The organism is Clostridium sp. UBA7503, from assembly GCF_002477055.1.
GTDB classification, from domain to species: domain Bacteria; phylum Bacillota; class Clostridia; order Clostridiales; family Clostridiaceae; genus Clostridium_J; species Clostridium_J sulfidigenes.
Map to the genome: position 1 here is coordinate 1 of NZ_DLNT01000003.1, position 12,903 is coordinate 12,903.

The following is a 12,903-nucleotide window of genomic DNA, read 5'->3' on the forward strand; positions in this document are numbered from 1 at the left end:
TTCCGGTCTTCAGCACCAAATGACGCGGGGTGGAGCAGTTGGCAGCTCGTCGGGCTCATAACCCGAAGGTCGTAGGTTCAAGTCCTGCCCCCGCAACCATAAGAGTGGATTGAATATATATTCAATCCATTTTTTCTTTTAAATAAGATTAGTTAATTTATAAAAAGTTTAATGAATTGAATTTATAAACAGAGTTCAAAAGTAAATATAAATATAAGTATATTAATTATTTATATTTATATGAAAAATATTTTCCCCATGAAACCTTTTATAATTATTATTCATGACATAAAAATATAATATATAAAAATAAGAGATTAAGAGGTATAGATTTACTAAAGTCATACTATAAGCCAAATAACTTAATAATTTAGAGCCATAAACTAAAAATCAAAAGAGAGATAAATGGAGTTTATTGTAATAAATTTCTTTATGTAGGTCCTATTAAATTACATTTATTTCCAACGAACATTGATATAATTAACCTGTAAAAAAAATACAGGTGGGTGAAATTATTATGCAATATGGAGAAAATATTAAGACGTATAAAAGAGTAAAAAGCAGTATGGTTATTAGTAATGATAAAGAAGGTGACGGAGCAAAAATAATAGCGAAGAGTATTATGTTTTTCTGTGTTGCTATATTAGTTAGTAGAGTAATAATGATAAATAAATCTGCACCTTTTGGAATTGCATTTTTACTTACAATACTATTCTTGGGGGATAATAAATTATCTTTATTTGTTGGGCTCGGATCTATATTGGGCTACATAACTACAATAGGTGTACTAGAAAATTCCTTAATGTATATAACTATAGTTCCAACTTTGGTTATAATATGTTTAATTTTAAATAGTTTTATAAAAAAGAATATTCAAAAATTTGTTATTATAGGGGCAACTTTAATAATGATTTTTGCATATACTATGCTAGTAAATCAGTATACACTACTGTTGGCACTTGGTAATACTGCATTAGAAGGAGTAAGTATAATACCTGTTTACTTAATACTGGAGTATAGTATTAACAGCTTTAAAAAGATAAGAACAAAGCATTTATTTTCAAATGAAGAAATAGTTTCTATGAGTATATTAATAGCTTTAATAATTGCAGGTACTTGGGGTATTGAAGTTTTCAATATATCAATTTTAAGTGTATTAAGTATTGCAGTTGTATCTATTATAGGCTATGTTTGTGGTACAAGCATAGGTGCTACAGCAGGAATTGCTATGGGTGTAATTGTGGGAATGTCTAGCCAGAATATTTTTGGTTATGCAACAGTATTGGGAGTATGTGCCTTAACTTCAGGGATATTTAGAGAAGGTGGAAAGTTGATTTCAGCTTTAGCATCATTTATAGTATTTTGCATAATGAAGATTTATATAGCTACTTATATACCAGAAGGAATTTCACAATTTATATTGGCAGAAGGGATTTTATCTACAGCGTTATTTGTAGTTATACCTAATGATATATATGAAACTATATCTGGGGAGTTAGATGTAGAGAAAAAAAGTAAAAGATATGAAGAAGGATATGTTAATAAAGTAAAGGGAATTTTCACAGATAGGTTAGATAAGTTTTCTGAAGTGCTTCTAAATATGGCTGGCACGTTGAATAATTTAGCTGATAATGATAAGCTGGATATGAGTACTAAAAGTAGTGGGCTTATAGAGAATTTAGCTAATAGAGTATGTAATAGCTGTGATACATGTGGAATATGCTGGGGAAGAGAAATGATAAATACCTATAAGGCTTTTGGAGAACTTTTAGAAAGTGCTCAGAATAGAACTAACATTTTTCCGCAGTTATTAGAAAAGAAATGTATAAGGAAAGCTTCGCTAATAAGGAATACAGAAGATATAATAAACAAATTTATTATAAGTGAAATGTGGAGAAGTAGATTAGCAGAGGGCAGAGAGCTAATTGCAAATCAATTCAATAACATGGCTAAGTCTGTAGATGAGATTATGGAAGAGTTTTCATCAGACTTTAATGAAGACAAAGATTCAGAAAAAAAGATTATAAGAATTCTTGAAAAGTACGATATAGAAATTGATGATGTATTTGCAATAAAAGACAAGAATGAAAGACTAAATATACAGATAACCTGTAATTGTTGCAATGGAAGAAATTTATGTATAAAAAAAATGCTACCTTTAATTAATGACTGTGTAGGTTATAAAATGAAATTAAAAGCCGATGGGTGTAAGATTAATCCTATAACTAATAAGTGTACTGCTATGTTTGAAGAAGTACCTAAGTTTGGAGTAACTACTAGCGTATCTAGGGCATGTAAAGATGGACAAACTATCTTTGGAGATAATTTTAATTTTGGAGAAGGATATGATGGTAGTTACATGATGGTTATTAGTGATGGAATGGGCTCAGGTCCACAGGCAGGAAGAGAAAGTAAGGCTGTAGTTGAATTAATTGAGAAATTTACAGGTGCGGGATTTAGTAGAACTACAGCTATAAATACAGTTAATTCTATAATGAGCCTTAAATTTTCGGAGGATGAAAAATTCTCTACAGTAGACTTAAGTGCAATTGACTTGTATAGTGGAGAAGTAGATTTTATGAAGGTGGGAGCAGTAGCTAGCATTGTAAAGAGTGGTGATACCATAGATATTATTAAATCTAGAAGTCTACCTATTGGAATACTAGATGAAGCAGATATAGAGATTCATAGTAAGAAAGTAAAAAATGGCGATCTGATTGTTATGTTAACAGATGGAATTACAGACTGTGATGAAGAATCTAGTGGTAAGATAGATTGGATATTGGATTATTTATGTAGAAATGATAATGTGAGTCCAGAGGAACTATCTAAGGGTATAATTAATGAAGCGAAGAGAATAGGAAAAAATAAGGTTAAGGATGATATGACAGTTATGGTTTCTAGAGTTCACACAGCTTAATTTGGGTTAAGTAAATTAGAAAGTTAATTATAGCTAATTTATAATGGTTATAATAAAAAAAGTGAAGAGGTGTGTAAACATTTCTTCATTTTTTATTATATTTGTTTTAAAATTCTTACATTTATGATATTATGACTTAAAACTATATTTTTAGGAAGTGTTTTTATGGGAGATAAAGAGTGGCCGAAAGTACATAATAATATGAGAAATCAAGTTATTAAAACTATTGAAGAAAATCGAATGTTGAATAAAGGAGACAAAGTTATAGTTGCATTATCTGGAGGTCCTGACTCTATAAGTTTATTGCATATTTTGTCTACATTAATGGATGATTATAATATAAAACTATATGCAGCTCATGTGAATCATATGTTAAGAGGCAGTGAATCAGATGAGGATGAAGCTACTTGTAGAAGGTTTTGCAAAGAAAATCAAATTGAATTCTTTAGCAAGTCTGTAGATATAAACTTCATAGCTTGTGAAAACAATACATCCACAGAGATGGCTGGTAGGGATGCCAGATATGAATTTTTTGAAGAGCTTCTAAAAAAGCTTAATGCAAATAAAGTTGCATTAGCTCATAATCTTAATGATCAAGCAGAAACAGTACTTATGAGGTTAATGAGAGGAACTGGAATAGAAGGGCTTATAGGGATTAAACCTGTAAGAGATGAAGTATATATAAGGCCGATAATAAATGTGAGCAGACAAGAAATCGAGGGTTACTGTAAAGAAAATAATCTTCCAGCTAGAATAGATCAAACAAATTATGAGCCTATATATTCAAGAAACAAGATCCGATTAGAATTGATACCTTATATACAACAAAACTTTAACTCAGATATAATTACAACCTTAAATAGAATGTGTGAACTTATCAAACATGATGAGGATTATATTCAAGAAAATGCAACCAAAGTTTTTCAAAAATATTGTGATATAGGAGAAGATAAGGTTATAATATATAAAGATGTATTTTATGTTCATCCATCTTTAGCAAGTAGAGTTATAAGAAAAGCTCTATTAGAAGTCAAAGGGGATATAAACAATATTCAAAGCATACATATCGATAATATTATAAACTTACAAAAATCTGGCACAGGAAAGTTTACAATTGTTCCAAAGGAAATATTAATCAAGAATGTATACGGTAATATTGAAATAACAAGGCAAAAAAAACAATGTAAAGTTGATATAGATACTATTATAAATCTTAATATGGGTAGTAATTACATTGAAGAGCTAGGACTTAAAGTATATATAAGATCTATAGATAGTTATAAAAAAATGAATTTTAAGTCTAATGATAACATAAAATATTTTAATGGTACTAATATAAAAAATATAGCATTAAGATTTAGAAGGAATGGGGATAGATTTTATCCTCTTGGGATGAAAGGTAGCAAGAAGTTAAAGGACATATTTATAGACTTAAAGATTCCAAGAGAAGAAAGAGATTTTGTGCCTCTGATTTGTTTTGATGAAGATATTTCATGGATAATTGGATATAAAATAAGTGATAAATTTAAAATCCATGAAGGAGTAAAAAAAATTATAGAAGTAAGTGTGGAAAGGCAGGAAAAACATGAATAAGGACATTAAAGAAGTTTTATTAACTGAAGAGGTTTTGACAGAAAAAATTAAAGAAATAGGGGCTAAAATATCAAAGGAATATGCAGGTAGAGATTTAATTGTGCTTGGTATTCTAAAGGGTTCAGTAATGTTTATGTCTGATTTAATGAAAAACATAACTATACCTTGTAAGATGGATTTTATGGCTGTATCTAGCTATGGAGATGCTACACAATCTTCAGGAATAGTAAAAATAATAAAGGATTTAGATTTTGAAATAAAAGGCAAAGATGTGTTGATAGTAGAAGATATTATAGATAGTGGAGTAACTCTTAAATATCTTATGAAATACTTAGGTGCTAGAAATCCAAGGAGTCTTGAAATAGCTTGTTTACTTAATAAACCTGAAAGAAGAAAGGAAGAACTAGATGTTAAATATCTTGGTTTTGATGTTCCGGATTATTTCCTAGTAGGATATGGTCTTGACTATGCTGAAATTTATAGGAATCTTCCTTATATAGGAATATTACATGAACACGTATATATGAAGTAGTAAAGTTTTATACTATATAGGTATAATCTTATTTATTTTTAAAATAGAATAGAATAGTAGTTCATTAATAATTAATATTATTGATGTTGTAAAGGAAAAACTCATATGATAGAATTTTTAGTGATATTGAACCGTAGAGAGAGGGGGGCTTTAAATGAAAAAAATTTCTAGTGCAACAATTTGGTTTTTAGTATTAATACTAGTTATATTTTCTGCATTATCATTATTCGATAGTACAGGAACTTTAAAAGAAATAAGTGTAACAGAATTTGAAAAATATATGCAACAAAAACAAGTATCAGCCATACAAACATCGTCTGATGGTACATCAGTAAGGGGTAAATTAAGTGATGGTACTGAATTCAGTGTAAATATTTTACAATCAAGGTATTCTCAAATACTTAAAGAAAATCCAAACCCTGATATGAATGAAAAATATGATCCACCTGCTACAGTTCCAGTTTGGATGAGAATTTTGCCTACGCTTCTTGTGATAGGAATGGTAGTATTATTTTGGGTAATGTTTATGAATCAATCTAGTGGAAGCGGTGGCGGAGGCGGCCGTGGGGTTATGAGCTTTGGTAAAAGTAAAGCTAAGATGGCTGTACCTTTAGAAGGTGATAAAAAGGTTACTTTTAAAAATGTAGCTGGTGCTGATGAAGAAAAGCAAGAGCTTGAGGAAATAGTAGATTTTCTTAAAAATCCTAAGAGATATATGGAAGTAGGAGCTAGAATTCCAAAAGGAGTATTATTAGTTGGTCCTCCAGGAACAGGAAAAACTCTTTTAGCAAAAGCAGTGGCTGGAGAAGCTGGAGTTCCATTTTTCAGTATATCAGGGTCAGATTTCGTTGAAATGTTTGTGGGAGTTGGAGCTTCAAGAGTTAGAGACTTATTTGAACAAGCGAAAAAGAACTCTCCTTGTATAATCTTTATAGATGAAATTGATGCTGTAGGTAGACAAAGAGGTGCTGGTATGGGTGGAGGCCATGATGAAAGAGAGCAAACATTAAACCAACTTCTTGTTGAAATGGATGGATTTGGTGTAAATGAAGGCATAATAATGGTAGCTGCTACAAATAGACCAGATATTTTAGACCCAGCTCTTTTAAGACCAGGTAGATTTGATAGACAGATAGTTGTTGGTGTACCTGATGTTAAAGGAAGAGAAGAAATATTAAAAGTTCACTCTAAGAATAAACCTTTAAATGAGGATGTAGATTTAAAAATACTTGCAAAGAGAACACCAGGATTTACTGGGGCAGACCTTGAAAATCTAATGAATGAATCTGCTTTATTAACTGTTAGAGCTAGAAGAAAAGTTATAACTATGGAAGAGTTAGAAGAATCTATAACTAGAGTAATGGCTGGGCCAGAAAAGAAATCCAGAGTTATTAGTGAGAAAGATAAGAATTTAACTGCATATCATGAAGCTGGTCACGCAGTAGTATCTAAATACTTACCTAATTCTTACGCTGTGCATGAAATTAGTATTATTCCAAGAGGTATGGCAGGAGGATATACTTTACATCTACCTAATGAAGATACAGCATATACATCTAAGTCTAAACTTAGAGATGATATGGTTGGTCTTTTAGGTGGAAGAGTTGCTGAAGCGTTAATTCTTGGAGATATAAGTACAGGAGCAAAAAATGATATAGATAGAACTACATCAATAGCTAAGAAGATGGTTATGGAATATGGTATGACAGATGCTTTAGGACCTATATCTTTTGGAAAAGAAGATGGTGAAGTATTCATGGGAAGAGACTTTGGAAGAACAAGAGATTTCTCTGAAGAGGTTGCATCTAAGATAGATAGAGAAATTAAAGCTTTAATTGATGAGGCTTATGAGAGAACAGAAACTATTCTTAAAGAGAATATAGATAAACTTCATGATGTTGCAAAAGCTCTACTTGAAAGAGAAAAACTTACTGCGGAAGAATTTAATGCAATAATGGAAGGGAAAACTCTTGCAGAATTTGATGCAGAAAAAATAGTGTTAGATTCTCCAAAAGAGAAAAATGATGTTCCTGTAGAAGAGAATAGTATTAGTTCTAATGATAAGTTTAAGGATTGGAATGTAGAAACTCTTAATGATGAAGTGTCAACAGATGAAAATCAGATAGAAGAAATTTCAAATAATGAGAGTAACACATACAAAGAAAATTAATACATTGTTTTAAAAGCACAGCTATTGCTGTGCTTTTTTTATAAAAGTAATTATGTTATAATGGACTTGAAAATAAAAGTGTATTGAAGAAACTATTGAGACAACTATATTCATAGTTATCATAGCTTAATTTATTTCTGAATTTTGAAAAAATAATATAAATAAATATAATACTTGGGAGGTTAATTTATGAAAACTGATATTGAAATTGCTCAAAGTTCAAAGATGATACCGATTTTAGAGGTAGGAAAAACCTTAGGCTTAACTGAAGATGATTTAGATCTTTATGGAAAGTATAAAGCAAAGATATCCTTAGATGTTCTTGCAAATAGAAAAGATAAGGATGATGGAAAACTTATATTAGTTACAGCAATTAATCCAACTCCAGCAGGAGAAGGAAAATCTACAGTAACTATAGGACTTGGTCAAGCACTTTGCAGTTTAGGCCAAAATGCTGTTATAGCATTAAGAGAACCTTCATTAGGGCCAGTTTTTGGAGTTAAGGGAGGTGCTGCTGGTGGTGGATACGCTCAAGTAGTACCAATGGAAGATATAAATCTTCATTTCACAGGAGATATGCATGCTATTACAACAACAAACAATTTGTTATCAGCAGCTATAGATAATCATATTCATCAAGGAAATGAACTTCGAATAGATTCAAGAAGAATTATATTTAAAAGAGTTTTAGATATGAATGATAGAGCTCTTAGAGATATAGTAGTTGGTATGGGTGGTAAGCCGAATGGATTTTTAAGGGAAGATGGATTCACAATTACTGTTGCATCTGAAATTATGGCAGTACTATGTTTATCTAACAATCTTATGGATCTTAAGGAGAGATTTGGGAAAATACTTGTGGCATATGACCTTGATGGAAATCCAATATATTGTAAAGATTTAAAAGTTCAAGGTGCAATGGCTATGCTAATGAAAGATGCTATAAAACCTAATCTAGTGCAAACATTAGATAATACGCCAGCAATAATTCATGGAGGGCCGTTTGCAAATATTGCTCATGGTTGTAACAGTATACTTGCAACTAAAATCGCGTTAAAGCTAGGAGATTATGCTATTACTGAAGCAGGATTTGGTGCAGATTTAGGAGCAGAGAAATTCTTTGACATTAAATGTAGGTATGGAGGATTAAAACCAAACTGCGTAGTTATAGTTGCAACAATTCGTGCATTAAAACATCATGGTGGAGTTAAAAAAGATGAATTAAATCTTCCAAATGTAGAAGCATTGTCTAGAGGTGTTGTGAATCTAGAGAAACAAATAGAAAACATACAAAAATTTAATGTTCCAGTAGTTGTGGCTATAAATAAATTCATATCAGATAGTGATGAAGAAGTTAAGTTCATAGAAGAGTTCTGTAAAGCTAAGGGTGTAGAAGTATCTTTGACCGAAGTTTGGGAAAAAGGAGCAGAAGGTGGAAAAGACTTAGCTAATAAAGTTATTTCAACTATTGAAAATAAAGAAAGCAAGTTTCAAGTATTATATAATGAAAAACTCGACATTAAAGAAAAAATAAAAGTTATTGCAAGGGAAATCTATGGAGCAGATGATGTTGAGTTTACAGCATCGGCTAAAAAACAGATTAGCGAAATCGAAAAATTAGGACTTCATAAAGTACCTATCTGTGTAGCTAAAACTCAAAATTCTCTTTCAGACAATCCTGCTTTATTAGGAAGACCAACAGGATTTAATATATCTGTAAAAGAAGTTAAATTATCAAATGGAGCAGGTTTTATAGTTGCTTTAACAGGAACTATAATGACTATGCCAGGACTTCCAAAGGTTCCTGCTGCAAATAAAATAGATATTCATGAAGATGGAACTATAGAAGGTCTATTCTAAATTCTTTAAATTTAAATTAGATTATATATTAATTAGCTTAACAGTTAATCAGATATAATTAAAAATTAGAATTTATTCACTAATCCTATGATTTTCATAGGATTAGTTTTTTTATAAATTTTAATAGACAGGAATTAAAATTTATTTAAACAGAATACTATAACTAAGATTATCTTAATTGTAGGAATTTTTAAATAAGAAATTCACAGAAAAATGAATTAAAACTTGCAATCAATATATACAAATGGTGTTAAATGTGTTATTATTATATACGGTAAAGTTAATATGTCAGGAGGCAGTAAAATGAATAAACTTGAAGTGTTTAATTCGCTTAAAGAGACATCACAGTTAGGTGGTGGAGATAGTCAATTACAAATGCAACACAACCTAAATAAACTTACAGCGAGAGAAAGAGTTCTTGCATTATTAGATGAAGGAACTTTTGTAGAAATTGGTGCTCTTGTTTCAGACAATGGAGCCGGTGTAATTACTGGTCATGGAACTGTAAATGGTAGACTGGTATTTATATATAGTTGTGACTATACAGTTGAAGGTGGAACTTTTACAAAAGCTATGGGAAGAAAAATAATAAATATTCTTGATAATGCTGCTAAAATAGGTGCTCCTGTAGTTGAAGTTATTGATTCCATAGGTGGAAAATTAAATGAAGGAATAGAATTACTTGGTTCCTATGGATTAGTTTTAAATAAGTATGCTAAGTTAAGTGGTGTAGTTCCAAGAATATCAATTATTTGTGGTCCTTGTAATGGGATAACATCATTAATTGGTACAATGAGTGATGTAGTGGTTGCTGTGGATGAAATAAGCGATTTAAGCATATCTTCTTTAGGTAAGCTTACTGAAAAAGAAGGTAAATATGTGGATAAATCAATGGTGAGCAATGGAGTAAGTGCTAATAAAAATAGTAATGCGCACATAAATACTGCTACTGAAGAAGAAGCATTCCAAGTTGTGAGAAATATAATTTCTTATATGCCATCAAATAATTTAGAATTACCTACTGTTAGTGATGAAGATTTAAATTTAAACTTAAGTAAGCTAAATCTTGATGAAATGGTTGAAAAGGATGATTATTCCTTAGATGAAATATTAAATACTATAACTGATGTAGATAGTATTATAGAGATATATGGAGAATTTGCTGCAAACTTTAGAACTGTACTGGGAAAAATCAATGGTTTGACAGTTGGAATTATATTAAACTCTAACAATAAAGAAATTGATAATTTAGGAGCAAATATAGTTGCAAGTTTTGTAAAATTATGTGACAGTTTCAACATATCAATTTTAAGTTTAGTAGATACCAAAGGAGCATCAGTTTCTTTAGAAGAAGAAAATAATGGACTTGCTAAAAATATAGGAAAGCTTATGTATTCGTTAATTGATGCTTCAGTTCCAAAGGTTTCTTTAGTTATTGGAGAAGCGTATGGCCTTGGATATGAAGTATTAGCTTCAAGAGAATCGGCTTTTGATGTTACAATGGCTTGGCCAACAGCAAAGGTATGTTTAACAAATCCAGAAGAATATATAAAAGGATTACACAGAGGTGAGATATTTAACTCAGAGGATCATAAACAAGGGGAAAAAGATGTAATTGCTAAATACTATGATGAAGTAACAAGTCCATATAATTTAGCTAAAATGGGAATTATAGATGATGTAATAAAACCAAGTGAAAGCAAGCAAAGGATATTTGCTATGCTAGATATGCTACAAAGTAAAAGAGAATTAAAATATCCTAAAACACATGGTAGTACACTAGTTTAGGAGGAATGAAATATGAAAGAAACATTATTCAGAAACTTCACTCTAGATAATTTATCCTTTGCATTAGGTATAGCTGCCATTGCTATGATAATAGTGTTTGGAGTGTTAATAGCACTTATGCTAATAATTAAGTTACAGAGCTTTTTATTAGGAAGAGATTATAAAAAGAAATCCAATACTAATGACGAGCCTAAGGAAGAGTCAATTATGGTAAGTGAAGTTGATAACACTGTGCAAGCAGTAGATATTAATAAAGAATATGAGTTAGTGGCAGCTATAATGGCATCACTATCTGCTCATACTGGTAAACCACTAGATGAACTAAATATAAAGAGTATAAAAAGGGTTAGTAATAATTCAAGTTGGAGAAATGCTTCTATTAGATAGAAGCATTGTTAGGAGGAGATTTCATATGAAAAAGTACAATGTTACAGTTAATGGGAATTTATATCAAGTAGAAGTGGAAGAAGTAAAGGGTGAATTTGCTACACCGGTAGCACCAATAGCGCCAGCACAACCAGTACAACCAACACAACCAGCAGCTACAGCGGTAGCATCAACTCCAGCACAAGCTCCAGCTGCATCACCAGTAGCATCAACAGCAGATGGTGCAAAGGTAGAATCACCAATGCCAGGAACAATAGTTAAGGTGCTTGCAACTAAAGGTGCAATAGTTAAACAAGGAGAAGTTCTCTTTGTGCTTGAAGCTATGAAGATGGAGAATGAAATAATGGCTCCAGTAGATGGGACTGTAGTAGAGATAAATGTAACACAAGGAGCCGCAGTTAATACTGGAGATATATTAGCTGTTATTGGATAATAGGAGGTCAACTTAAATGAATGTTTTTGAAGTAATTAAGGATTTGTTTGCCTCTTCTGGATTTGCAGCATTAACATGGCAGCAAGCAGTGATGATAGGAGTAGCTTTAGTTTTCATATGGTTAGCAATTGGTAAAAAATTTGAACCTCTTTTGTTATTACCTATAGCCTTTGGTATGTTACTTACTAACATACCATTAGGTAATATTATGGCCGAGCCTGTAGGTAAGGAAGTAGGGGGATTGTTATATTACTTATCAAAAGGAGTTAAGTTGGAGATATTCCCTCCACTTATATTCTTAGGGGTAGGAGCAATGACAGATTTTGGTCCATTACTTGCTAATCCATCTAGTGTACTTATGGGAGCGGGGGCACAATTTGGTATTTTCTTTGCTTTTGGAATAGCTATTCTTTTTGGATTCACACCACAAGAAGCTGCATCTATAGGAATTATAGGAGGAGCAGATGGTCCTACAGCTATATTCTTAACTAATAAGCTAGCAGAACATTTACTAGGACCTATTGCAGTGGCGGCATATTCATATATGGCACTAGTGCCACTTATACAACCACCAATAATGAAGGTTCTTACAACTAAAGAAGAGCGTAGAATAAAAATGGGACAACTTAGACAAGTTAAGCAAATAGAAAAGATTGTATTTCCTATAGTTGTAACTATAGTGGTAACTTTATTATTACCATCCTTATTGCCATTAATAGGAATGTTAATGCTTGGCAACTTATTTAAGGAGTCTGGTGTAGTTGGAAGACTTTCAGATACTGCACAAAATGCCCTAGTAAATATAGTTACTATATTTCTTGGACTTTCTGTTGGAGCAACTGCAACAGCAGAGGCCTTTATAAATCCTAAAACCATAGGAATAGTTATAATTGGAGTTGTTTCCTTTGCTATAGCTACGGCAGGAGGAGTACTTGTAGGTAAAATCATGTGTAAATTAACTAAAGGTAAGATAAACCCATTAATTGGATCTGCTGGAGTATCAGCAGTACCTATGGCAGCTAGAGTTTCTCAAGTTGTAGGTCAAAAGGAAGACCCTACTAACTTCTTACTTATGAATGCTATGGGAGCAAATGTATCTGGAGTTATAGGAAGTGCAGTTGCAGCGGGTGTATTATTAACCTTATTCGGAGTTTAATATTAAGTTAAATTGTAAATAGTTTATAAAAAAGGTATGTACTTTTTAAAATGTACCCTAAGTC

Annotated in this window: 9 protein-coding genes and 1 tRNA gene; all 10 read left to right on the forward strand. The window is 31.4% G+C overall.

Going from position 1 to position 12,903, the window contains the following annotated elements; genetic code table 11:
• Positions 1–23 precede the first annotated feature (23 nt).
• The 10 genes from B3630_RS00200 to B3630_RS00245 all read left to right on the forward strand — a co-directional run bounded on the left by B3630_RS00200 (position 24) and on the right by B3630_RS00245 (position 12,839).
• Positions 24–99, forward strand: a tRNA-Met gene (locus tag B3630_RS00200).
• 418 nt (positions 100–517) lie between these two features.
• A complete protein-coding gene (gene spoIIE, locus B3630_RS00205) occupies positions 518–2,920 on the forward strand; it encodes a stage II sporulation protein E (RefSeq protein ID WP_346894446.1) in 2,403 nt (800 codons plus the stop codon).
• 165 nt (positions 2,921–3,085) lie between these two features.
• Positions 3,086–4,513: a tRNA lysidine(34) synthetase TilS gene (gene tilS, locus B3630_RS00210; RefSeq protein WP_346894448.1), complete on the forward strand. Its 1,428-nt coding sequence runs from the start codon at positions 3,086–3,088 to the stop codon at positions 4,511–4,513.
• Positions 4,506–5,045, forward strand: coding sequence for a hypoxanthine phosphoribosyltransferase (gene hpt, locus B3630_RS00215; protein ID WP_346894450.1), 540 nt, complete (start codon positions 4,506–4,508; stop codon positions 5,043–5,045). Before tilS ends, hpt begins: the two co-directional genes overlap by 8 nt.
• 154 nt (positions 5,046–5,199) lie before the next feature.
• The gene (ftsH, locus tag B3630_RS00220; RefSeq protein WP_346894452.1) at positions 5,200–7,215 is read left to right on the forward strand and encodes an ATP-dependent zinc metalloprotease FtsH; all 2,016 of its coding nucleotides are present in this window, start codon (positions 5,200–5,202) and stop codon (positions 7,213–7,215) included.
• A 189-nt stretch (positions 7,216–7,404) separates the two neighbouring features.
• A complete protein-coding gene (locus B3630_RS00225) occupies positions 7,405–9,075 on the forward strand; it encodes a formate--tetrahydrofolate ligase (protein ID WP_346894454.1) in 1,671 nt (556 codons plus the stop codon).
• A gap of 303 nt (positions 9,076–9,378) precedes the next feature.
• Positions 9,379–10,863 carry a carboxyl transferase domain-containing protein gene (locus B3630_RS00230; protein ID WP_346894456.1) on the forward strand — a complete coding sequence of 495 codons (1,485 nt, stop codon included), beginning with the start codon at positions 9,379–9,381 and terminating at the stop codon, positions 10,861–10,863.
• Between the two features lie 12 nt (positions 10,864–10,875).
• The gene (locus tag B3630_RS00235; RefSeq protein ID WP_346894458.1) at positions 10,876–11,250 is read left to right on the forward strand and encodes an OadG family protein; all 375 of its coding nucleotides are present in this window, start codon (positions 10,876–10,878) and stop codon (positions 11,248–11,250) included.
• Between the two features lie 25 nt (positions 11,251–11,275).
• Entirely contained in the window at positions 11,276–11,683 is a 408-nt protein-coding gene (locus B3630_RS00240) for a biotin/lipoyl-containing protein (RefSeq protein WP_346894460.1), read from the forward strand.
• A 16-nt stretch (positions 11,684–11,699) separates the two neighbouring features.
• On the forward strand, positions 11,700–12,839 hold the full coding sequence (locus B3630_RS00245) for a sodium ion-translocating decarboxylase subunit beta (RefSeq protein ID WP_346894462.1): 1,140 nt from the start codon (positions 11,700–11,702) through the stop codon (positions 12,837–12,839).
• The last annotated feature ends 64 nt before the right edge of the window (positions 12,840–12,903 follow it).